The sequence below is a fragment of the Nonomuraea guangzhouensis genome (assembly GCF_019396345.1).
GTDB classification, from domain to species: Bacteria; Actinomycetota; Actinomycetes; order Streptosporangiales; family Streptosporangiaceae; genus Nonomuraea; species Nonomuraea guangzhouensis.
In genome coordinates this window covers 274,337-296,161 of sequence record NZ_JAHKRM010000006.1, presented here as the reverse complement: position 1 = coordinate 296,161, position 21,825 = coordinate 274,337, and the positions used below count along the sequence as shown (strand labels likewise).

25 protein-coding genes are annotated in these 21,825 nt (G+C 69.0%); 13 read left to right on the top strand and 12 right to left on the bottom strand.

Going from position 1 to position 21,825, the window contains the following annotated elements; translation table 11 throughout:
* Position 1 precedes the first annotated feature (1 nt).
* Both KME78_RS14320 and KME78_RS14315 read left to right on the top strand, forming a co-directional pair.
* Entirely contained in the window at positions 2 to 1,714 is a 1,713-nt protein-coding gene (locus KME78_RS14320; RefSeq protein WP_219529343.1) for a GMC oxidoreductase, read from the top strand.
* Positions 1,715 to 1,788: 74 nt separating this feature from the next.
* On the top strand, positions 1,789 to 2,232 hold the full coding sequence (locus KME78_RS14315) for a YbaB/EbfC family nucleoid-associated protein (protein ID WP_219529342.1): 444 nt from the start codon (positions 1,789 to 1,791) through the stop codon (positions 2,230 to 2,232).
* A gap of 33 nt (positions 2,233 to 2,265) precedes the next feature.
* Here the strand turns inward: KME78_RS14315 and KME78_RS14310 are convergent, their stop codons facing one another.
* Entirely contained in the window at positions 2,266 to 2,835 is a 570-nt protein-coding gene (locus tag KME78_RS14310) for a hypothetical protein (protein WP_219529341.1), read from the bottom strand.
* Positions 2,836 to 2,899: 64 nt separating this feature from the next.
* Entirely contained in the window at positions 2,900 to 3,241 is a 342-nt protein-coding gene (locus KME78_RS14305; RefSeq protein ID WP_219529340.1) for a hypothetical protein, read from the bottom strand.
* Between the two features lie 158 nt (positions 3,242 to 3,399).
* Between KME78_RS14305 and KME78_RS14300 the strand changes: the two genes are divergently transcribed.
* On the top strand, positions 3,400 to 3,906 hold the full coding sequence (locus KME78_RS14300) for a hypothetical protein (RefSeq protein ID WP_219529339.1): 507 nt from the start codon (positions 3,400 to 3,402) through the stop codon (positions 3,904 to 3,906).
* Positions 3,903 to 6,173 carry a bifunctional polysaccharide deacetylase/glycosyltransferase family 2 protein gene (locus tag KME78_RS14295; RefSeq protein ID WP_308126944.1) on the top strand — a complete coding sequence of 757 codons (2,271 nt, stop codon included), beginning with the start codon at positions 3,903 to 3,905 and terminating at the stop codon, positions 6,171 to 6,173. The genes KME78_RS14300 and KME78_RS14295 overlap by 4 nt, the downstream gene beginning before the upstream one ends.
* Here the strand turns inward: KME78_RS14295 and KME78_RS14290 are convergent.
* Positions 6,139 to 6,972, bottom strand: coding sequence for a hypothetical protein (locus tag KME78_RS14290; protein WP_219529338.1), 834 nt, complete (start codon positions 6,970 to 6,972; stop codon positions 6,139 to 6,141). The genes KME78_RS14295 and KME78_RS14290 overlap by 35 nt on opposite strands.
* Positions 6,973 to 7,052: 80 nt before the next feature.
* On the opposite strand from KME78_RS14290, the gene KME78_RS14285 reads away from it, so the two are divergent.
* Entirely contained in the window at positions 7,053 to 7,658 is a 606-nt protein-coding gene (locus KME78_RS14285) for a VC0807 family protein (RefSeq protein WP_219529337.1), read from the top strand.
* A 20-nt stretch (positions 7,659 to 7,678) separates the two neighbouring features.
* Here KME78_RS14285 and argG read toward each other — a convergent pair whose 3' ends face one another.
* Complete coding sequence (argG, locus tag KME78_RS14280) at positions 7,679 to 9,127, bottom strand: argininosuccinate synthase (protein ID WP_219529336.1); 1,449 nt, start codon at positions 9,125 to 9,127, stop codon at positions 7,679 to 7,681.
* Between the two features lie 15 nt (positions 9,128 to 9,142).
* Here argG and KME78_RS14275 point away from each other — a divergent pair, with 15 nt between their 5' ends.
* A complete protein-coding gene (locus tag KME78_RS14275) occupies positions 9,143 to 9,511 on the top strand; it encodes a hypothetical protein (protein WP_219529335.1) in 369 nt (122 codons plus the stop codon).
* 148 nt (positions 9,512 to 9,659) lie between these two features.
* Here the strand turns inward: KME78_RS14275 and KME78_RS14270 are convergent, their stop codons facing one another.
* Both KME78_RS14270 and KME78_RS14265 read right to left on the bottom strand, forming a co-directional pair.
* On the bottom strand, positions 9,660 to 10,121 hold the full coding sequence (locus tag KME78_RS14270) for a VOC family protein (RefSeq protein ID WP_219529334.1): 462 nt from the start codon (positions 10,119 to 10,121) through the stop codon (positions 9,660 to 9,662).
* Entirely contained in the window at positions 10,118 to 10,693 is a 576-nt protein-coding gene (locus KME78_RS14265) for a DinB family protein (protein WP_219529333.1), read from the bottom strand. The genes KME78_RS14270 and KME78_RS14265 overlap by 4 nt, the downstream gene beginning before the upstream one ends.
* A 62-nt stretch (positions 10,694 to 10,755) precedes the next feature.
* Between KME78_RS14265 and KME78_RS14260 the strand changes: the two genes are divergently transcribed.
* Positions 10,756 to 11,745 carry a helix-turn-helix transcriptional regulator gene (locus KME78_RS14260; protein ID WP_219529332.1) on the top strand — a complete coding sequence of 330 codons (990 nt, stop codon included), beginning with the start codon at positions 10,756 to 10,758 and terminating at the stop codon, positions 11,743 to 11,745.
* A gap of 11 nt (positions 11,746 to 11,756) precedes the next feature.
* Here the strand turns inward: KME78_RS14260 and KME78_RS14255 are convergent, their stop codons facing one another.
* Genes KME78_RS14255 through sigJ form a run of 5 tightly spaced genes read right to left on the bottom strand, consistent with a single transcriptional unit; the run spans position 11,757 to position 14,505 of the window.
* Complete coding sequence (locus KME78_RS14255) at positions 11,757 to 12,209, bottom strand: pyridoxamine 5'-phosphate oxidase family protein (RefSeq protein WP_219529331.1); 453 nt, start codon at positions 12,207 to 12,209, stop codon at positions 11,757 to 11,759.
* Positions 12,206 to 12,616, bottom strand: coding sequence for a hypothetical protein (locus KME78_RS14250; protein WP_219529330.1), 411 nt, complete (start codon positions 12,614 to 12,616; stop codon positions 12,206 to 12,208). Before KME78_RS14250 ends, KME78_RS14255 begins: the two co-directional genes overlap by 4 nt.
* 5 nt (positions 12,617 to 12,621) lie before the next feature.
* Positions 12,622 to 13,086 (bottom strand): helix-turn-helix transcriptional regulator, encoded by a 465-nt coding sequence (locus tag KME78_RS14245; RefSeq protein WP_219529329.1) that lies wholly within the window; start codon positions 13,084 to 13,086, stop codon positions 12,622 to 12,624.
* Positions 13,087 to 13,114: 28 nt separating this feature from the next.
* Positions 13,115 to 13,525 carry a VOC family protein gene (locus KME78_RS14240; protein WP_219529328.1) on the bottom strand — a complete coding sequence of 137 codons (411 nt, stop codon included), beginning with the start codon at positions 13,523 to 13,525 and terminating at the stop codon, positions 13,115 to 13,117.
* Between the two features lie 56 nt (positions 13,526 to 13,581).
* Complete coding sequence (gene sigJ, locus KME78_RS14235; protein WP_219529327.1) at positions 13,582 to 14,505, bottom strand: RNA polymerase sigma factor SigJ; 924 nt, start codon at positions 14,503 to 14,505, stop codon at positions 13,582 to 13,584.
* Between the two features lie 150 nt (positions 14,506 to 14,655).
* On the opposite strand from sigJ, the gene KME78_RS14230 reads away from it, so the two are divergent.
* Together KME78_RS14230 and helR are read left to right on the top strand one after the other, a co-directional pair.
* The gene (locus tag KME78_RS14230) at positions 14,656 to 15,147 is read left to right on the top strand and encodes a carboxymuconolactone decarboxylase family protein (RefSeq protein ID WP_219529326.1); all 492 of its coding nucleotides are present in this window, start codon (positions 14,656 to 14,658) and stop codon (positions 15,145 to 15,147) included.
* 217 nt (positions 15,148 to 15,364) lie between these two features.
* Positions 15,365 to 17,515, top strand: coding sequence for an RNA polymerase recycling motor ATPase HelR (gene helR, locus KME78_RS14225; protein ID WP_219529325.1), 2,151 nt, complete (start codon positions 15,365 to 15,367; stop codon positions 17,513 to 17,515).
* Between the two features lie 126 nt (positions 17,516 to 17,641).
* On the opposite strand, the gene ldt-CoaP is transcribed toward helR, so the two are convergent.
* Positions 17,642 to 18,421, bottom strand: a complete 780-nt coding sequence (gene ldt-CoaP, locus KME78_RS66130; protein ID WP_219529324.1) for a L,D-transpeptidase — start codon at positions 18,419 to 18,421, stop codon at positions 17,642 to 17,644.
* Between the two features lie 207 nt (positions 18,422 to 18,628).
* Here ldt-CoaP and KME78_RS14215 point away from each other — a divergent pair, with 207 nt between their 5' ends.
* The 4 genes from KME78_RS14215 (at position 18,629) to KME78_RS14200 (ending at position 21,797) form a co-directional block, all read left to right on the top strand.
* Positions 18,629 to 19,318 carry a hypothetical protein gene (locus KME78_RS14215; RefSeq protein WP_219529323.1) on the top strand — a complete coding sequence of 230 codons (690 nt, stop codon included), beginning with the start codon at positions 18,629 to 18,631 and terminating at the stop codon, positions 19,316 to 19,318.
* A gap of 477 nt (positions 19,319 to 19,795) precedes the next feature.
* The gene (locus tag KME78_RS14210) at positions 19,796 to 20,422 is read left to right on the top strand and encodes a TetR/AcrR family transcriptional regulator (protein ID WP_219529322.1); all 627 of its coding nucleotides are present in this window, start codon (positions 19,796 to 19,798) and stop codon (positions 20,420 to 20,422) included.
* Complete coding sequence (locus KME78_RS14205; RefSeq protein WP_219529321.1) at positions 20,419 to 21,096, top strand: VC0807 family protein; 678 nt, start codon at positions 20,419 to 20,421, stop codon at positions 21,094 to 21,096. The genes KME78_RS14210 and KME78_RS14205 overlap by 4 nt, the downstream gene beginning before the upstream one ends.
* Positions 21,097 to 21,101: 5 nt before the next feature.
* A complete protein-coding gene (locus KME78_RS14200; RefSeq protein ID WP_246651109.1) occupies positions 21,102 to 21,797 on the top strand; it encodes an SDR family NAD(P)-dependent oxidoreductase in 696 nt (231 codons plus the stop codon).
* Positions 21,798 to 21,825 lie beyond the last annotated feature (28 nt).

Below are 21,825 nucleotides of genomic sequence, written 5' to 3'. Positions count from 1 at the left end.
CATGGCCCTTCCCGAACTGGTTCCCTCCGGTCAGCCGGTGGACGTCCAGAAGACGAGCTTCTCGCTCGACGTTCTCGGCCGCTTCATCTGCAGCACCTGGCAAGAGGCGACGGGCAGCGGCGGGCCGCCGTTCTCGGCGGTGGTGATCGGCGGCGGCATGTACGGGGCCTACTGCGCGACCAAGATCTACCGGCGGCACCCGGGCAAGCGGGTGCTGCTGCTGGACGCCGGTCCCTTCCTGGTCTCCGAGCACGTACAGAACCTGGGCCCTATCGGGCTCAACGTCCCCGCTCCCATCTCGCCCAACGCCGATCCCCGCGTGCCGAGGGAGTTGGTGTGGGGGCTGCCGTGGCGGGGCAACGTCGACTTTCCCGGGCTGGCGTACTGCACCGGCGGCAAGTCCCTGTACTGGGGCGGCTGGTGCCCGCGGCTCACGGCGAGTGATCTGGGGCGCTGGCCGGCGTCGACGGCCGCGTACCTGGAGGGCAACTACCTGGAGGTGGAGAGCGAGATCGGCGTCGTGCCCGCCACCGATTTCATCGCGGGAGAGCTTTGCACGACGCTGTCCGAGGCGTTCGCGAGCGCCGCCTCGGTGACGCCGGGGTTCGAGACCGGCATCGGCGATCGTGGCGTCGAGGTCGCGCCGCTCGCCGTACAGGGAGACTCGCCGGTGTCCGGGCTCTTCAGCTTCGACAAGTACAGCAGCCTGCCGATGCTGATGGACGCGGTCCGGGAGGACGTGGCCGCCTCCGGGGGACGCGACGCGGATCGCCGGCTGTTCGTGGTGCCCCTGGCGCACGTCATCAGGGCGCACACGGCGGACGGCGCGGTGACCAGGATCGACGTCGACGCCGCCGGGCAGCCGGAATCCCTTCAGGTCTCCCCCGACTGTGCCGTGATCCTGGCCGCGAGTGCGGTGGAGACCACCCGGCTCGCTCTGTGCTCGTTCCCCACCCCGCTCATGGGCCGCAATCTGATGGCGCACGTACGCAGCGACTTCACCGTCAGGATCCGCCGGACGGCCCTGCCGCCGGTGCCGGACCACGTCCAGACGGGCGCGCTGCTCCTGCGCGGGCTGGCGCCCGCCGGCCGCTTCCACATCCAGGTCACCGCGTCGACGAGCCAGGGCGGATCCGACGAACTCCTGTTCCGCATGCTCCCCGACATCGACCTGCTCGATCGGCAGCTGGCCAACACCGATCCCGAGTGGATCACCGTCACCCTGCGCTGCATCGGCGAGATGCAAGGGGACCGGACGACCGTGATACCGGATCCGGACAAGAGCTGGATCAATCTCAGTCCGCACGAAGTCGACGAGTACGGCATCCCGCGCGCCTACCTGCACATCACGCTCGATCCACGGGACGAGCAGGTCTGGCAGGCCATGGACACCGCGGCGCTCGCCATCGCCCGGGCGGTGGCCGGCTCACCGGACCAGATCCAGTACCTGTACGACAACGCGTGGCACGCGGCGCCGTTCCCCCTCGACCGGCCGTTCCCCGAATGGCACCGCGGCCTCGGTACGACCTACCACGAGTCCGGCACGCTGTGGATGGGCGACGATCCGGCCACCTCGGTGACCGACCCGATCGGGCGCTTCCACCACGTACGGAACGCCTACGCCTGCGACCAGTCGCTGTTCCCGACGGTCGGGTCGGTCAACCCGGTCCTCACGGGACTGACCCTCGCCCGGCAACTGGCCGAACGGATTTAACACGCGGTGTCTTGTTAAAACCCCGCGGCGGGTCGATATGGTGATGCCTGGGCATTCAAGTGGAGGTAGGGCACGTGGCGGCACATGGCTTCGGCGATTTCGCGAACATGAATGTCGACGCGTTACTGCGGGATTCACAGAAGCGGGTGGCGCGTTTCACGGAGGCACAGAAAAGGGCCGCCGACGCGGTCGGCCGGGCCACCACCGCCGGCGACCATATCGCGGTCGAGTGCACCGCCTCCGGGGTGAGCAGACTCGATATCGACCCCCGGGCCAAGCGCATGAGCGTCGAGGAGATGTCCGCGGCGATCCTCCAGGCGATTCACGAGGCCGACGCCGACCTCAAGCGTCAACTCTCGGAGATCCTGGCGGATTCGTTCGACGGGGACGTCCTGAACCCGACCGGCGACCCGGAAGCCGCAAGTGCGCAGGTCGAGGAGGCGCAGAAAGCGTTCGACCGGATGATGACCGACACGATGGGCGAACTGGACCGCATGCGCAAGGAGTTCGGCTACTGACCGGGGACCCGCGTGGCGGTGTCGCCGCACCCGTTACTTCAGGCCGTCTGTCAGGGTCTTGTCGTACCCCCAGGCGGCCCCGCACGCCGTCAGCAGCATGAAGAACTCCCACAGAACCTTTTTGAACAACACCATGATCCGCTGCTCCATCGAGAGGGCCAGCGATTGCGCCTTCCATTGGCCGTAGAACCACCCTCCTCCGCCGAGTGTCCCGGAGAGCGCGAGCGCCGCCGTGAACGTGGCACTCGTGAAATTGAGGTAGATCCACGCGGTCCAGAGGTTGGCCAGCACTCTGAGGATCAACGCGAGACGATGCGCGGAGTTGGCGGCGGTCTGCGAGCCCGTGTCGTACTCGTCGACCTTCTCCCCGAAAGCGGCTCGATCCATCGCCTGCCAACTGGCCGCCGACACATTATCGTGCTGATCCCGCATGGACGCGCCGGAGGCGGACACGCTGCTGCTGATGGCACTCCAGCCATCCGCTGCCTTGTGCAGCAACTGCGGATCCGCCGGGATCGTGAGGGCGTACTTGAGCACGTACTTCTGCAGCGACGGCAACAAGACGGCGGCGAACGTCCATTCAGCGAGTGCCGTCAGCTGCATCCACCGCAGATCGCCGCCGTCGCCGGGCTCGTACGGACTGGGCGTGCCACCCGGAATGGGGAGTTTAAATGCGTCGGACATTTTCTATGTTCTCCACTTCCGCGGTGTCCACGTTTCCGGATGCCGTATACAGCTCGTCTCTATGACCGTGCAATGATTGGGCCATGTCGCCCAGCTTCCACTCGGCGGCGGCGACTATTTTGTCGTGCTCCTGGGTCAACGGAAACCCAATCACACCCAACGCACCCCAGCCGAGCCGCATATTCGGCGGAAAGCCGCCGGCCTCTTCCAGATGCGACACGGGAGACGTCCCGGTGGTGTCGTCGACAAGCGCGTCGCCGAGCCTCTTGATCGCCACCCGGTCGTATATCCGAGCCGACTCGTCCGAAGGCAACGCCATCACCATCCGTCCCCGATAGACCACAAAGAGTCACTTCTCGCAAGATCGTATTAGCCGGAAGTTACGCATACCGGCTTCTGCGCCTTTTGCTCAGCACTGCGCGCGGCCGGTTGATCACGGCCAATTACCCCACAAGTCACATCTGGTCACTACCATTTCCCGATGTGTCCCCTGAGCAACACCAGACGACAGCCGTCTTCGTCGACCAGAGCGGTCGCCGGCGACGGCTGATCATGATCGGCTCGATCGCGTCGGGCGTGCTGGCCATCGCGCTGCTCGCGGTCGTCATCGGCGGCTTGTTCTCCACCACGACGCTGTCGGTGAACGGATGGCCGGGCGATCGCCCAGGAGGGATGGGCAGCACGGCTTCGCCCGATCCTTCGGCGACGCCTCGGATGAGCATGACCAGGCGGCCCACCCCGTCGGCGACCCGTACGTCGGCCCGCCCCACCCCACGCGCCACCAGGTCCACCGTACGGTCGGTGGCGCCCGAGACCGACCGGACCCCGCCACAGCAGCCGTCGCCCAGTGTGAAACCGAGCACGCGGCCGACCACCGAACCGGCGACCGAGCCCACCGCCGATCCCACCTCGAGTGCCGATCTGCCGCCCGGCCAGAACAAGACGCCGCCGGGGCTCGACCCGGACCGGACGAAGGGGCCGAAGAAGTGAGCGGCCTCGCCGATCCGCAGGACAAGCGGGTCTGGCCACACGCGCCCGTTTCGGCCTGGCAGGATCCCGCCGCAGTCCAGGGGGAGAGCCGGCACCCCGTCGCGGCGCCCACGCCGCCGCCCGGCAAGCGGGCCGATCCCAGAGGCCACTGGTTCCTGCTGGCCATCGGCATGCTGCTGGCGGCCTTCGCGCTCGTACTCAACGGGTACGTGACCAACGTCGTCGGCGAGACACGCACCGTCCCACCCACCGCCGACCACCCTTCCCGGCAGCTCGCGGAGATCCGGCGCGGCGGACCCGTGCTCAACCTCACCGGTGGCGAGGCCTCCAGCGCTCGCCTGCCGGACAGGACGATCGCCCTCACCTTCGACGACGGCCCGGATCCGGCCTGGACCCCGGCGGTGCTCGACGCCCTGAAGAAGTACGGCGCCAAGGCGACGTTCTTCACCGTCGGCTCGAAGGTCGCCGAACACCCCGAACTGGCGCGGCGGATCGTCGCGGAAGGCCATGAGCTGGGCAACCATACCTACGCGCACGCGGACCTGGCGGCGGTTCCCGGCTGGCGGCTCAGGCTGGAGCTGTCACTGACGCAGAAGGCGCTGGCGGGAGCGACAGGACTGCACACCACGCTGGTGCGCCCGCCGTACTCGTCGACACCCGCGGCGATCACCGGCCCGCAGTGGGAGAGCATGAAGACGCTGGCGGGCGAGGGGTACCTCGTCACGCTCACGGATCTCGACACCAAGGACTGGAGCCGCCCCGGCACCCGGAAGATCGTGACCTCGTCGCTCCCGGCCGGGGGCCGAGGCGCGATCGTCATGATGCACGACTCGGGTGGCGACAGGAAGCAGACCGTCGAGGCCGTCGATCTGGTCCTGAAGGAGCTCACGGGCAAGGGCTACCGGGCGGTCACGGTGACCAAGGCCCTCGGCATGCCGTCGGCGCAACAGCCGGCCGGCGGCGTGGAGCGGTTCGTCGGCTCCGCCCTGAACGTGGCCCAGCGGGCATCCGGCTGGTTCACCGGCGCGCTGTCGTGGGTGCTGGTCGCCGCGGGCGCGCTCACTCTGGCGCGGCTCGTCTTCTTCGCCGTGCTCGCGTGGGTGCATGCTCGCCGTACCCGAGGTGGACGGCGGCGAAGGGGACGCGCGCCCGCCTGGCCCGCGCCTCCGCCGGTGACGGTGATCGTGCCCGCCTACAACGAGGAGGCCGGGATTCAGGCGACGGTACGCTCGCTGGCCGACACCGCCTATCCAGGTCCGGTGGAGATCCTCGTCATCGACGACGGCTCGACCGACTCGACCGCCGAACTGGCCGCGGGGCTGGGGTTCGCCAACGTACGGGTGATCCGCCAGCCCAACGGGGGCAAGCCCGCCGCGCTCAACACCGGCATCGCGCAGGCCGGTCACGAGTTGCTCATCATGGTGGACGGCGACACGGTCTTCGAACCCGCCACCATCGGCCGGCTCGTACGCCAGCTCTCCGACCCCACGGTCGGCGCGGTGAGCGGCAACACCAAGGTCGGCAACCGGCGGGGCATGATCGGACGCTGGCAGCACATCGAGTACGTCATCGGGTTCAACCTCGACAGGCGCGCCTTCGAACAGCTCGACTGCATGGCGACCGTACCCGGCGCGATCGGGGCGTTCCGCCGCTCGGCGCTGGTGGCCCTGGGCGGCGTCAGCACCGACACCCTGGCGGAGGACACCGACCTCACGATGGCGCTGTGCCGGGCCGGCTGGCGGGTGGTCTACGAGGAGAAGGCGCTGGCCTGGACCGAGGCGCCGACCTCGCTCGGCCAGCTGTGGAAGCAGCGCTACCGCTGGTGCTACGGCACCATGCAGGCGATGTGGAAGCATCGGCGCGCCGTGCTCGACAAGGATCCGTTCGGTCGCCGCTGCCTCGGCTACCTGGCGCTGTTCCAGGTGCTGCTGCCGCTGCTCGCACCCGTCGTCGACCTCATGGCGATCTACAGCACCGCCGTGGGCGATCCGCTGCCGGTGGTCGCGGTGTGGGCCGGGTTCGTCGCGGTGCAGGCGCTGACCGGTTGGTACGCGCTACGCCTGGACGGTGAGCGGGCCTCGGCGCTGTGGGTGCTGCCGCTGCAGCAGTTCGTCTACCGTCAGCTCCTGTATCTCGTGGTGATCCAGTCGTTGGCGACCGCGGTGCTGGGCGTACGGCTGCGCTGGCACACCGTACGCCGGGAGGGCACGTTCGGCACGCCTCCTGCTCTGGTCAGTCCTCCTCCAGCACCTGGCGCACGTACGTGACGGCCGGGGCGCCGTAGACCCGCTGCACCTCGCCGACCGCGGCGAACAGCCGGGGCAGCGCCCACCCGGCCGGCCGCAGCGGCTCCGGCAGCCGCGGCGCGCGCAGGGTGTCGACCAGGGCCGTGCTGAGCAGCCGGCTGAACGTACTCAGCGCCGCCGCGTCCGCCCGAAGCCCGTCCGGGGCCGTGCGGACCGCCGTCTCAAGGGCCTCGGCATGCTGGGTGTACGTGTCGCTCAGCGCCCCGAGATCCCAGGCGTCGTACGCGGCGTGGGCGGCGTCCGCCTCCGCCATCGCGAGGGTGGCCCGATGCAGCCGGACGCCTTCCGGCGGGGTGAGCAGGTCACCGAGGTGGGCGGCGCGGTCGGTGAGCGCGATGAGCACGCCCTGCTGGAGCAGACCGTAGCCAGTGAGCAGCGCGGCCCGGCGCAGCGCGTCACGGTAGGCGCGCTCGCTCTCCGGCACCTGGTACAGCAGCGCGTGGAAGTGCCCCGTCCACGGTGGGGGCTCGTTCGAGGCGCCACGCCGGATCTGCGCGAAGCCGGCGGCCATGGCGCCGGCCAGCCGGTAGTGCGCGCCACCGCCGCGCCGCTCGCTGACCAGTTGGCCGTCGCGCCGCATCCGGGCGACAAGGGCGCGCGCCGCCGCCTCGGTCAGGCCGAGATCTCCCAACAGGCGGGTCAGCGCGGTGCCGGACAGCTCCGGCCGCCCGGAGACACCGAAGAGGAACGGGACGAGCGCGACTGAGCGCCCACGCGAAGGTCGTGTGAGCGACCAGTCCGATGATACATTTCTGGTCACGGTCGTGAGTTTATTCGACATACCAGGAGGGTCTGATGGCACGGTTCCGGACAATAGCGCTGAACTGGGGACCGACGATCGTGTTAAACGTCGTCCTGCCCTTCCTGACGTACACGATGCTGACCGACCGCGGGGTGTCGACCATCGCCGCGCTCACGATCTCCGGGGTCTGGCCGGCCGTCGAGGTGCTCGGCATTTTCCTGATCAAGCGTCGCGTCGACGACTTCGGCGTGCTCGCGCTGCTCGTGGTCGGGCTCGGCGTGCTGAGTGCGCTGGTGTTCCGCAGCGAGGAAATGGTGCTGGTCAAGGACTCGGCGGCCACCGGTCTGTTCGGCCTGGTGCTGCTCGGGTCGCTGCTGATGCCCCGCCCGTTGATGTTCTACTTCGGCCGGAAGTTCGGCACCGACGGCACCGAGGAGGGGCTGGCCAAGTGGAACGACCTCTGGCAGTACGCCGGCTTCCGCCGGACGCAGCGCGTCCTCACCCTCGTGTGGGGCGTGGTGTACCTCGCCGAGGCGGTCGCACGGGTCGTCCTGTCGTACGTGCTGTCCACCTCGACGATGGTCCTGATCTCCACGGTGCTGCCCATCGCGGTCACGGCCGCGCTCGTGACCTGGACCATCATGTACGCACGCCGCAGCCGGGCCGCCGCCGAACGCCGCAACCCGGCGGCGTTCTCCACCTGAGATCGCCTGAGATCAGCCGGTCAGTCGGTGCCGAGCTCCATCGCGGCGCGGTCGAGCATCTCGTCCTCGTCGGAGACCTCACCGCGGGAGGCGATGGCCTCGGCGCCACCCTCCGGCATCGCGCCGATCAGCTCGGTCGAGGCCGCCGCGGGGATGCCGATGAGCGCGTGGTGGGTGGTGCCGACCATGCCGAGGCTTGCGTACTGCTCAAGCTTGGCGCGTGAGTCGGCGATGTCCAGGTTGCGCATGGTGAGCTGGCCGATCCGGTCCACCGGGCCGAACGCCGAGTCCTCGGTGCGCTCCATCGACAGCTTGTCCGGGTGGTAGCTGAAGGCCGGGCCGGAGGTGTCCAGGATCGAGTAGTCCTCACCGCGCCGCAGCCGCAGCGTCACCTCGCCGATGATCGCCGTGCCGACCCAGCGCTGCAGCGACTCCCGGATCATCAGCGCCTGCGGGTCGAGCCAGCGGCCCTCGTACATCAACCGGCCGAGCCGCCGTCCCTCGTTGTAGTAGTTGGCCAGGGTGTCCTCGTTGTGGATCGCGTTGACCAGCCGCTCGTAGGCCGCGTGCAGCAACGCCATCCCGGGCGCCTCGTAGATGCCGCGGCTCTTGGCCTCGATCACCCGGTTCTCGATCTGGTCCGACATGCCTATGCCGTGCCGTCCACCGATCGCGTTGGCCTCCATCACCAGGTCGACCGGGGTGGCGAACTCCTTGCCGTTGATCGTCACCGGCCGGCCCTGGTCGAAGCCGATGGTCACGTCCTCGGCGTCGATCTCGACGTCGGGATCCCAGAACCGCACGCCCATGATCGGGTCCACGGTCTCGATGCCGTTGTCGAGGTGCTCCAGGGTCTTGGCCTCGTGGGTGGCGCCCCAGATGTTGGCGTCGGTCGAGTAGGCCTTCTCGGTGCTGTCACGGTAGGGCAGGCCGTGGGCCAGCAGCCACTCCGACATCTCCTTGCGGCCGCCGAGCTCGGACACGAAGTCCGCGTCGAGCCAGGGCTTGTAGATGCGCAGGTGCGGGTTCGCGAGCAGGCCGTAGCGGTAGAACCGCTCGATGTCGTTGCCCTTGAACGTCGAGCCGTCGCCCCAGATCTGCACGTCGTCCTCGAGCATCGCCCGCACCAGCAGCGTCCCCGTGACGGCCCGACCCAGCGGCGTGGTGTTGAAGTAGGGGCGCCCGGCCGAACGGATGTGGAACGCACCGCAGGCGAGCGCGGCCAAGCCCTCCTCGACCAGCGCCGCCCGGCAGTCGACCAGGCGCGCGATCTCGGCCCCGTACGCCACCGCACGACCGGGCACCGAGGCGATGTCGGGCTCGTCGTACTGGCCGATGTCGGCGGTGTAGGTGCAGGGGACGGCGCCCTTGTCGCGCATCCACGCGACAGCGACCGAGGTGTCGAGACCGCCAGAGAAAGCGATGCCGACACGCTCGCCGGTGGGCAGGGAGGTGAGAACCTTGGACATGAGAGAGAGTATGCATTGAAACGCATGCTCATGCAAAGCCCGCCCGCCCACGAATTCGGCCGGACCTTCGAGAGGACGGTGCGAGGGAGGAGAATGGACACCATGGGAGACGAACAGATCCCGACCATCGGCAGTTGTTACACGTGCAAGCGCACCTTCCGCTTCACCCCGGCAACCGTCACAACGGCCATGATCGACCCCGAGACCGGTCTTCTTCCCGGCATGACCGTGTTGGGCACCCTCCGCGAACCGACAGCGGAGGCCGTGGCCAGATCGGTCAAGCAACCCATCTGCCCTGACTGCGTGAAGAAGGCCACTGAATTCGCGAACCCGCCGGCTCTCCACTTCGACACATGGCCACGACGCAACCCCGACCGTGACTGACAATGCGCCGACCACATTCTCTAGAGGCGTAGCTCCGGCGGGAAGCCTGTCCACCGCAGGTCGGTGGGCAGGTGGCCCATGTCGTTGAAGAACAGGACGGAGGAGGGGCGGTCCTGCGCGTACCGTCCGCGACTACATCTGAGCCAGGTCAGTCCAGGCAGAACTCGTTGCCCTCGGGGTCGGTCATCACGATGTTGCCCCCGCTCATCGGAGGTTCGGGCTCGTAACGACGTACCCGCGTCGCGCCCAGCGCGACGAGCCGGTCGCACTCGGCCTCCAGCGCCGCCATCCGCTCCGCTCCCTGCAGTCCGGGGGCCGCGCGGACGTCGAGGTGGACGCGGTTCTTGGCCACCTTGTCCTCCGGCACCTGCTGGAAGAACAGCCGGGGGCCCACCCCGTCCGGGTCCTCGATGGCCGATCTCGTGTTGCGCTGGTCCTCCGGTACGCCGATCCGCGCGAGGAAGTCGTCCCACGCGGCCAGCGGGTCGGCGCCCTCGGGCAGGTCGACGCCGGGCGGGGCGGGGTGGACGTAGCCCAGTACGTCGCGCCAGAAGGACGACAGCGCTCTCGGGTCGTGGGCGTCGAAGGTGACCTGGATGTGGCGGCTCACAGAGTTGCTCCGTTCGTGTGCAGGTAGAGGTCGCGCAGCAGGCAGACCTCGGACAGGTGGTGGATCAGCTCGCGGTGGATGTGCAGCACCAGATCGGCCGTGGACGCCTCAGGGTAGGGTTCCTTCGCGCCGACCGGGACCTGGAGCCCGGCCTCGCCCAGGCCGCGTACCCCGGCCAGCCAGCGGTCGAGCTGGACCTCGAGCTGGTCGAGCGCGGTGGCCGCGCGGCCAGCGTACTCCCAGGTGTCGTACGACGTCGCCGGCGCGCCGAAGTGCGCCGCGTTGCGCATGGCGAGCACGCCGACGATGACATGACCGAGTCGCCAGGCGATCGTGGTGAAGGGCGCGGGGACCGGCTGCGGGAAGGCGTAGTCCAGCGTGAAGTCCCCGGCACCGGCCTGTACGGGCGCCGTCGAGCTGCCACGCGGCCGCACGCTCCAGGCATCCGGCACCGGCGACCAGAAGTACTCCTCGTCGGTGAGGCCGTCGAGCCGGGCTCGGACCTGGTGGTTCCAATGGAAGTCCCACTGCTCGCGCAGCGTGTGGTTCCAGTCGAGTTCGTCTGCGTCCATGGAGCCACCCTGACACCCCTGGCGGACAGGATCGGTCCGCTATCTCTGGCAGGGTGTGGGACATGGACGTGGCGAGCGGTGAAGATCGGGGAACGACGGAGCGAGTGCTCACCCTGCTCGGGCTGCTGCAGCAGCGCCAGGTCTGGACCGGCCCCGAGCTCGCCGAACGGCTCGGGGTCACGCCGCGCACGGTACGGCGTGATGTCGAGCGGCTGCGCACACTCGGCTATCTGGTGCATGCCAGCCAGGGTGTCGGCGGCGGCTACCAGCTCGGCCCGGGGCAGGACCTGCCGCCGCTGCTGCTCGACGACGAGGAGGCGATCGCCACCGCCGTCTCGCTGCTCGCCGGCGCGGGTGGCGCGGTGGCCGGCGCCGGCGACGCCGCGCTCCGGGCGCTGACCAAGCTCGACCAGGTGCTGCCCAGCCGGTTGCGGCACGAGGTGCGCGCGCTCTCCGGCTCGGTGGAGTCCTTCGGCGGCGGCCGTACGCCGGTCGACTCCGAGATGCTCATGACGCTGGCCAGAGCCTGCCGCGACGAGGTCGAGGCCGGCTTCGGCTATCCGTCCGGAAGCGAGGTGCGACGGCGGCGGATCGAGCCCTACCGCCTGGTCGCCTCCGACCGGCGCTGGTACCTGTTCGCCTACGACCTCGATCGCGACGACTGGCGCAGCTTCCGCGTCGACCGGATGACTGACGTGTCCGCCCGGACCTGGCACTTCCGCCCGCGCGCGGCGCCCGACGCGGCGACGTACGTACAGGAGAGTGTGGCGAGCCGGGTCTACCGGCACCAGGCGCGGTTCCTCGTGCACGCGCCCGCCGACACGGTGCGGGCGCAGATTCCGGCGTCGGCGGCGGTCGTACGGCCGCGCGGCGACGAGCTCTGCGAAGTGCTCAGTGGCGCCGGCAGCCTCGACTTCGTGCTCATGCACATGGTCCTGCTGGGGCACGACTTCGAAGTGCTCGACCCTCCGGAGCTCGGGGAGCGCTGTCGGGCGCTGGCGGAGAGGCTGCTGTCGGCCGGTGCGGCGATCTCACCCATGAACGATCCGTGAGCCAGCGGCGGTCAGCCGAGCCAGCGGCCATCGCGCATGAGGTCGCGGCCCCGCAACTCGTTCGCCTCCCGCCAGGCCTGGATGCGCCGTGGCCGGATCAGGAAGTACTGGTAGGGGTCGTCGAGTTCGCGCGGGTCGAAACCGGTCTTGGCCGCGAACGCGTCGCCCGTCTCCGGGGCGAGGTCGGCGAGGTTCACCGGCTCGGCGGTGCCGTCGACGACCACGACGTCGCGCGTCGGCCCGAGGCCGAGTCGTACCCGGCCGTCCGCCAGCAGGTTGCGGCCGGTGACCGAGGCGCTCGGCGTCGAGATGAGGAACGCGGTCCCGTCCCAGAGGTAGGAGAGCGGGATGAGGTGGACGCCCGCGGCGCCCGGCGTCGCGACCCAGAGATCGACGTCGGTCTCCAGTCTCGCGCGAGTGTCCCGCAGCCGCTCCTCGAGCTCACGCGGCGGTGCGCCGGTCATGCCGCGGCCTCCCACGCGAAGCCGTCCGGGTCGATGAAGGACCCGGCATCGCTGCCGAGCGTGATCCGGTGCGATCCGGTGCCGTCCATGGGGACGCCGACGTCCTTGGCGAGGGCACGGCGCCCGTACAGCGCCAGCTTGACCGGACTCGGCTCGGTGGCGCCCAGCAGGAGCACCATCTCGTCGAACTGCTGGGAGGCAGGCCCGGCGTCGAGAGCGGCGCCGATGAAGGCGTTGACGGTGGCCGGCTGGGACACCGTGAGCGACAGCACGAACCCACGGAAGCCGGTCGCCGGCCCCTCCGAGGCCCGCAGGCGCACATGAGCGCCCAGACCGAAGGCGGTGTAGAAGCGGCCGGCGGCCTCGGTGTCGGCCACTTCGAGAGTGAGGGATGCGATGGAAGTCATGACCGTCACGCTAGTTGCGGCTCGATGACCGGCGCTTCTCGATTCCTGACCGGTCGCGTCACCTGTTTCGCCACGCACGACGGCATCCCCGCCGCGGCGCCCGCCGCCTGGCGTTGGTAGGCGCTGGGCGGCATGCCGACCAGCTCGGTGAAGCGGGTGCTGAACGTGCCCAGCGACGAGCAGCCGACCGCGAAACAGACCTCGGTGACGCTGAGGTCGCCACGACGCAGCAGCGCCATCGCGCGCTCGATGCGCCGCGTCATCAGATAGGAGTACGGAGACTCGCCGTACGCGAGCCGGAACTGCCGGCTGAGATGCCCGGCCGATATGTGCACGCCGCGGGCCAGCGCCTCGACGTCCAGCGGTTGCGCGTACTCCCGATCGATCCGATCGCGGACGCGGCGCAGCCGGGCGAGATCGTTCAGGCGCTGTGCCGCGGTGAGCGCGCGCCCCCATGCGGGATGGCACATGAGAGAACTCCTTTCCTCGAAGTACGGCTCAGCGGAGTTCCTGGATGCGGACCAGGTTGCCCGCGGGATCGCGGAAGGCGCAGTCGCGGACGCCGTACGGCTGCTCCGTCGGCTCCTGGACGACCTCGGCGTCGCCAGCCTGCAGCTGCTCGAAGGTGCCGTCGAGGTCCCGGGTGGCCAGCAGGATCCAGCCGTAGGTGCCCTTGGCCATCATCTCGGCGATGGTGCGGCGCTCGTCCTCGGTGATGCCGGGGTCGGCGGCCGGCGGTGCCAGGAGGATGGACGTGCCGGGCTGGCCGACGGGGCCAACCGTGATCCAGCGCATCGTGCCCTGCCCGACGTCGCTGCGTACCTCGAAGCCGAGGGTGTCGCGGTAGAAGGCCAGGGCGGCGTCCGGGTCGTCATGCGGGAGGACGCTTGTGTGAATGGTGAGGTCCATAGCCATCCACACTAGCTACGGCTCGATGACCTGCGCTTCTCCGATCCTGCTCGTCTCTAGTGCTGTGGCCCCGCGGTCCACGGCCGGAGCTTCTCGGGGTTGCGGATCGTCCAGATGTGCTTGATCCGGTCGCCTGCGACGTCGAACGCCATCACCATCACGGTGACGCCGTCCCGCTGACCGATCAGGCCGGGCTGGCCGTTGACCGTACGCTCCAGGATCGCCATGTCGCTCGCCAAACTGGCGATGTCGATGGCGTAGCGCGCGATGTGCTCGCTGCCTTGGATGGGCCGGAGTACGGCGCTGACCAGGCCGCCGCCGTCGGCGATCGCCGTGGCGTCCGGGTCGAGCAGGCTGATGAGGGCGGCGATGTCCTTGGCCTGCCAGGCCTGCTTGAAGTCCCGGACGATGCCGGCCTGCCGCACCGCCGGAGTCGCGGGAGCCTGCTGCGACGTACGAATGCGACGGCGGGCCGACGAGGCCAGCTGACGGCAGGCCGCAGGCGTACGGCCGACGATCTCCGCCACTTCGGCGAATGAGTGACAGAAGACGTCGTGCAGGATGAACGCGACGCGTTCGGCCGGGGTCATCGATTCGAGCACGACGAGGAAGGCCATGTTGATCGACTCGTCGAGAGTGACCCGTTCGGCCGGGTCGACCGCGGTGCCGCCCAGCCGCGCGCTGATCCACTCCGTACGATCGGGCAGCGGCTCGGGGATCCACTCGCCCACGTAGCGCTCCCGCCGGGCCCGGGCCGAGCCGAGCAGGTCCAGGCAGATGCGACTGGCCACCGTCGTCAGCCAGGCGCCGGGCGATTCGATGGCGTCCTGCTGCTGCCGGGACATGGCGTACCAGCGGGTGTAGGTCTCCTGGACGACATCCTCGGCATCGGCCAGGGAGCCGAGCAGCCGGTACGCCAGATTGATCAGCTGACGCCGCTCGCTCATGATCGCGCTCAGGCTCGGGTCTGGGGTGGTCATGGTGTCGTCGGCTCCCTTGGTCGCGGCGGCCCTCACCCGTTCGACGAAACAGCGCCCTGAACTGTGAGGTCGGCGCGTCGCCTCACATTCCCGGCGGTTGTGTCGTCGGCTACTGAAACACCGCTGAAATCGAGAGAGGAAGACCTCGCGATGCCCGCTCAGGACGACCTTCGGTCGCGTCTGCCCTACCCCACCCAGTTCTTTCCCGAGGTGGGAATCATCGCCGGGGCCATGTCCAGGGCCGTTATGAACGGTTCGATTCCGCAGATTACCGTCGGTCTGGTGCAGCTCCGCGCCGGGCAGATCGTCGGCGCCACGTACCATACCGTCCGGCAGACCGGCCTCCTCCGCAAGGCCGGGGAGACAGAGGAGCGCATCACCGCCGTGGCGTCATGGCGGGACGCCCCCTACTTCACCGATGCCGAACGGGTCGCGCTGGAGGTCCTGGAGGCCGTCCTCACCCCGAACCCGTTCGGGGAACGCGTTCCCGACGAGTTGTACGCCAGGGCATCCGCTCACTACGACGACAAGGCACTCTGGTCGCTGACCCTGGCGATCAGCCAGATCTGCTTCTTCATCCCTGTCGCTCTTATCGCCAAGCCGATCCCCGGCAAGCCCGTGGGGAAGAATTACCGGACGTAACAGGTCGTCACCGATCGCGTCGTAGCGGACTATGTGTGTCTACGCCAGGAGCAGTGACACCGGCGGACCATAACGGGAAAGGGGACGATCCACTCCCTTCCACTCTCAACCTATAGCGCACCGGGGGGCTTGCGGCAAGACCCCGGTCGTGCCGCATGATTGCCGACCGTAAGGCCAGAACCTGCGGAAATGGGAGCGCGAAATCGGAGCCAATCACGTGAACCCGCTGACCACCAGCGCGTTTGATCTTCCCGACCACCTCTCTCCCAAGGCCGACCCGAAGCTGATCGCCGGCGACGAGCAGCACTTCGCGGCCATCGCGGACAGCCTTGAGCAGGCGATCGCCGACCTGTCCGACCGTCTCGACGCCGCGCGCAAGGCGCCCGGCGGCAAGGGCCGGCAGGCGTTGGACCGGGACCTGGAGGTCCACCGGCTGACCGCTCGCCTGCGCGCACTGAGGCGCTTCGGTCTGGACCTGTGCCTCGGGCACATGGTCAGCGCGGACGACCCCGAGCCCGTGTACATCGGACGACTCGGCCTCACGGACAGCGCGGGCCGCCGGCTGCTGCTCGACTGGCGCTCCCCCGCGGCCGAGCCGTTCTTCGGAGCCACCCATGGCAACCCGATGGGTCTGGCGAGCCGCCGCAGGTACCGCTGGACCCGGGGCCTGATCAGCGACTACTGGGACGAGGTGTTCACCTCGGACGGGTTCGAAGGGCACGCCGCGCTCGACGACCAGTCCGCCTTCATCGCCAGCCTGGGCGGCAACCGGTCGGCCCGGATGCGAGACGTGCTCGGCACCATCCAGGCCGACCAGGACGCCATCATCCGCGCGGGATCCAGCGGCGCGCTCGTCGTCGACGGCGGTCCGGGTACGGGGAAGACCGTCGTCGCCCTGCACCGCTCGGCCTACCTCCTCTACTCCGACCCTCGCCTCGGTCACCGCCGGGGCGGGGTGCTGTTCGTCGGTCCGCACCAGCCCTACCTGGCCTACGTCGCCGACGTCCTGCCCAGCCTCGGAGAGGAGGGCGTACAGACCTGCACGCTGCGGGACCTCGTCGCCGAGGGAGCCGCGGCCGCGATCGAGCCCGACCCGGACGTGGCCCTCCTGAAGTCGTCCGCGGACCTGGTGAAGGCGATCGAGCCGGCCGTCAGGTTCTACGAGAACCCGCCCACCAAGGGGATGACGGTCACGACCCCCTGGTCCGACATCCGGCTGAGCGCCGACGACTGGGCCGAGGCGTTCGAAGCGGCGGAACCCGGCACTCCGCACAACGAGGCACGCGACCAGATCTGGGAGGAGCTGCTCACGATCCTGGCCGACAAGCACGACGATGAGGACATCTCGCCCGACCTGCTCCGCAAGTCGCTGCTGCGGAACAGGGAACTGCTGACGGTCTTCAACCGCGCGTGGCCGCTGATCGAAGCGGCTGACCTCGTCGGAGACCTGTGGACGGTCCCCGCCTACCTGCGGATGTGCGCTCCCTGGCTCAGCGTCGACGACGTTCGGCGACTGCGGCGCGCGGACGCCCAGGCCTGGACGGTGTCCGACCTGCCGCTCCTGGACGCGGCCCGGCAACGCCTCGGTGACCCGGAGGCGTCACGACGCAAGCGCCGGCAGAAGGCCTCCGTCGCCGCCGAACGCGAGCGCATGGCCGGCGTCGTCGACAACCTGCTCGAGGCCGATGACGACGGTGAAGGCGCGGTGACGATGCTTCGCGGACAGGACCTACGGGACGCCCTGGTCGACGAGGCCGCGCTGCTCAGCACCGAACCGGACCTGCTCGCCGGCCCGTTCGCCCACATCGTCGTGGACGAGGCCCAGGAACTGACCGACGCGGAGTGGCAGATGTTGCTGCTGCGCTGCCCGTCCCGGAGCTTCACCATCGTCGGGGACCGTGCCCAGGCCAGGCACGGGTTCACGGAGTCGTGGCAGGAACGCCTCGAACGGATCGGGCTCGACCGGATCAATCTGGCCTCCCTGAGCATCAACTACCGGACCCCGGAAGAGATCATGGCGGAAGCCGAGCCGGTCATCCGGGCCGTGCTCCCGGACGCCAACGTGCCGACCTCCATCCGCGGCAGCGGCGTCCCCGTCGTACACGGATCCACCTCGGACCTGGGCTCGATCCTCGACACCTGGCTCGCCGCGCATGCCGACGGGATCGCCTGCGTCATCGGTGATCCCACCTTCCGGGCGACGTCCCGCGTACGGTCACTGACTCCGGAGCTGTCGAAGGGGCTCGAGTTCGACCTGGTCGTCCTCATCGACCCCGAGGCGTTCGGCGAGGGCATCGAAGGAGGGGTCGACCGTTATGTCGCGATGACCCGAGCGACCCAGCAACTCGTCATCCTCACAAGCTCCTGACGTCGACCGGACGAAGGTCCGGTCGCGTGGCACCACGGGGGGCGGGGTAGCCGCCGTCGTTTCTCTCCGGCATGCGCGAGCACGTGTCGGAGCGTGGCGAGGACCCGTTGGCCACCGCCCCCATCCTCAGGGAGCGATCAGAACCGGCGTCCCCAGAGGCAGTCCTGCCAGCACCTTGAGCGCGCGAGCAGGCACCCTGATGCAGCCGTGCGTGACCGCCTTACCGAACACCTTCCGGTCCGGCCAGCCATGGAAGGCGACTGTCCCGGGACCGCCGCCGAAGGTGTCGAGCGTCGACGAGTGCGTGCCGAGCGGCAGGATCAGCGGGCTGTAGGCCTTCTTCTTCGGCGACACGAGGGCCAGCAGGAAGGTCCTGCCCACCGGGGTGGGCGTCTCAGGGCCGCCGACGGCCACCGTCCAGGTGCCGAGCTTCTTGCTGGCGGCCATCACGGTCAGCTGCCTGGTGCCCAGTTTCACGATGGCGCGGTAGCGACTGCGCGCCTTCTTCAGGCCCTTGGCCTTGATCCAGCCGGTCACGTGGTTGGGCTTGCTGGGCAGGAGCACGCGGTACCAGCCCTTGCGCGCCTCCACCACCGGCACCCAGGTCTGGCTGCCGAGCTGCTTGGCTGGGAGGGTGGCCGTGGGCTTGCCGCCAGGCAGGGCGTAGACGGCCACCGTGCGTGCGGGGTGAACCACGATGCCGCTCAGCTTGCCGTACGTGTCGGCGTCCTGTGGGAGACCGCTCAACTCCGTGAACGTGGTGGCCTTGGGGAGTGCGGTCGCCGTGACCGAGGCGACGGTGGCGAGGGTGACGGGCGACGCGGCGACGCCGGCGGGGGTCGAGGCGACAAGGCTTATGGCGACGAGCGCGGAGCCGATGACTCGGCAGGGGACATCGAGCGACACGATCGGCTCCTGAGATTTCGATGACACCTGCGTGTCAAGTTTTGCCTGCTAGATAACGGTTTGGAACGGTTGAAGCTACTAGCCCAATAGTGTGACACTTTTGGACAGATGAGCCTAGTGAGGCTCAAGTTCTCTCAGGACACCCGAGGTGCCGCCGTGACTCCTACCACCCCCTCTTCACTTCGTCGCTGGATCACAGCGGCGCTCATGTTCGCAGTGGCAGCGCTGACGGTGCTCGTCATCTCCAATACAGCCTCCGCTGGAGCGGTCCATGGGAAGCCGCCCGGCGACAACGGCGACGTCAAGATCCACAAGTGGACGACGCCGGAGGACGACCAGCGCGACGAACCGAACGTCTGCGTGTTCTATCTGGTCGGGTTCAACTTCGACGCGGCCGAGCAGGTGAGCTGGGAGATCAAGTCCTGGCCGCCCACGGGAGACAAGACCACGGTGAAGAGCAGCACTCTCGTGCTCGACAAGGACGGGCATGGCCGTACCGCCGACATGACCCTGCCTAACGGGCACTACAAGCTGTTCTGGACCTTCGCGGGGGAGCATGGCGCGGCCAAGCAGAAGGTGTTCTGGGTCGCGTGTGAGCCCACGTCCACCCCGACGCCCACCCCGACGGTGACACCCACCCCGACTTCGACGCCAACTGTGACGCCGACTCCGACGCCCACGGGCACGCCCACGGTGACCCCGACTCCCACGCGGACGCCCACCTCGACGCCGACACCGAACAACACGCCGCCCCCTACTCACCCCGGTAGGGATGATCACGGGACGGTGGCCCACGACTGGATCAAGTGGGACGAGAATGTCACGCAGACGCAGGATGAGCCCACGCCCGCGCCCACCCCGACGCCGGTGAAGACCGACATCCCGGTCACTGGCTGACACGCGACACCGAACGCCGGAGGGCCCGGATCAACGCGATTCGGGCCCTCCGGCGTCTTCTGCTGATGCGGATCTCGATGTCGAACGCATACACGACCGAAGCGGACGCGGACCGGTCGGTCGCCGCAATCAGCCGCGGCGGGGTGGCGCGATCGCACGGAACAGCGAATCACTCTGATCACGCTGGGGTCTCCGATCTCGCTCGCGCCAAGGGCTTTTATCAGGCCCTGGGACTGATCCTGTGGGGTCGCGACAAACTCGCGAAGGACTGCGACTGCCCATGGCGGGAGCGGGTAGCAGCCCCCGAGCAGTGACTGGTCCACGTCCACATGCGCGAACGTGGGGACGCTCCGCGTCATCGGTGATCCCACCTTCCGGGCGACGTCCCGTGTCCGGTCGAGGAACAGCCGCCGAGCGTCAGGCATGAGCGGCACCTCGTTCGACAGCGATTTTATCTAGCGGTACCATTTTTTATCTATGCAGATAAAAAAGCAGTCGAGAGACAGCGTCACCAACGCCGCCCGCCGGGCGCAGATCGTCCGAGCGGCCATCGAGACCATTGCCGAGATCGGCTACGAGAAGGCCACCTTCGCCACGATCACCGAGCGCGCCGGCCTCAGCAGTCCCCGCATGATCTCGTATCACTTCGCGGGCAAGCAGGACCTCATCCGGCAGATCGTCGAAGACGTCTACCACGCGGGAGCCGCCTACATCCTGGAGCGCGTCAAAGCCGAGACCACCGCCCCCGGGCGCCTCCGGGCCTACCTTGAGTCGAATCTGGAGTTCCTGCGGGAGCACCCGACCGACCTGGCCGCCCTGACCGAGATCGGACCTCATCTACGGGACCAGGCGGGCGAGCCGTACTCCACCGCCGGCTACCAGGAGCCGAGCGTCCAGGGGGTCGTCATGCTGCTGGAGGAGGGACAGCGCGGCGGTGAATTCGGCGACTTCGACGCCCGATCGATGGCGGTGATGATCCGCGCGGCCATCGACGCGGCGGCCCCTCGGATGCGCGGCGTGCCCGCGCTCGACTTCGACGCCTACCGCAGCACCGTCGTCGGAACATTCGTCCGAGCCACACAGCCGGCCGGGGTGGAGCAGTGAGCGGGCCGCATCGCGGCCTGGTGACCGTCGCCGCCCTGGAGTTCGCCGGACCGCTCGTGATCTTCTACGGGCTCCGGGCGGCCGGGGTGAGCCAGTGGATCGCGCTGCTGGCCGCGGGCACGCTGTCCGCGGCGCGAGCCGTCCACGGCCTGGTCGTCGAGCGGCGCGTCAGCGGGATCACCATGTTCGTGCTCGGCGCGATGGTGATCACCATCGCCATGTCGTTCGTCTCCGGCAGCCCGCGCGTGCTGCTGATCCGCAACGCTTGGGGCACCTGCGCACTGGGCCTGTGGGCACTGATCACGCTCTGCGGCCGGCGCCCGTTCCTGTACGAGGCCATGCGGGTGATCTCAGATCGCGACAAACAACAGCAATGGGCGGCGAACTGGACGGACCATCCCGCGTTCCGCCACCTGCTCCGGATCATGACGGCGGTGTGGGGCGCCGCCCTGCTGACCGACGCCGCCCTGCGCGTCGTCATGGCCGCCACCCTGCCCATCGACGCGGTGCCGCTGCTGGACGACGTCCTGCTCATCGTCACCCTCGCCGCCCTGCTCGCCTTCCAGCGGCTGTACGGCCGCGGCTACCTGCGCCGTCACGGTCTGCGGCTCAGAGGTGTCGAGCTGTCCCGCATACCGGAAGAACCGTCCGGTACGCCCGAGGAGCGACGTTGACCGTGATGCTGATCACCGGCGGCGCCAGCGGCATCGGCGCGGCCATAGCGCGGCGTATGGCGGGTAAAGGCCGAAAAGTGCTCATCGCCGACAAAGACCGTTCGCGTGGGCAGGAAGTCGCCGCAGAGCTCGGCGCCCGGTTCGTCGCGGCCGACGTCTCCCGCCTGGAGGACAATCAGGCGGCCGTGGCCGCGGCGATCTCGGCCTACGGCAGGCTCGACGTGGCAGTATTCAACGCGGGCATCCCGGGGCAATGCGGCTGGCACGACTTCGTCCCCGCCGCGTACCACAAGACCATCGCCACCAACCTGGACAGCGCCGTCTACGGAATCCACGCCGCCCTGCCGCACCTGCGGGGACACGGCTCGATCATCGTCACCTCCAGCCTGGCCGGTCTCAAGGAGGCTCCCGACCCGTTCTACGCCGCGAGCAAGCACGCCCTTGTCGGCCTCGTACGGTCCACGGCCACGCTCCTGGCCGGCGCCGGTGTCAAGGTCAACGCGCTCTGTCCGGGCCTGGTCGACACCCCGCTGCTCGCCCCGTTCCGCGAGCTGCTCGCCGAGGCGGGACATGCCGTCGCCACCCCTGACGAGGCAGCCGACGCGGTGGAGACCATCCTGGCCGATGAGCGGACCGGACAGGCCTGGGTCCTCCTGAACGGGCAGCCCCCCTACCCGGCGCGGTTCCCCGACGTCTCGTAACAGCGCGGTCCGAGACCAGGCCCGTCAC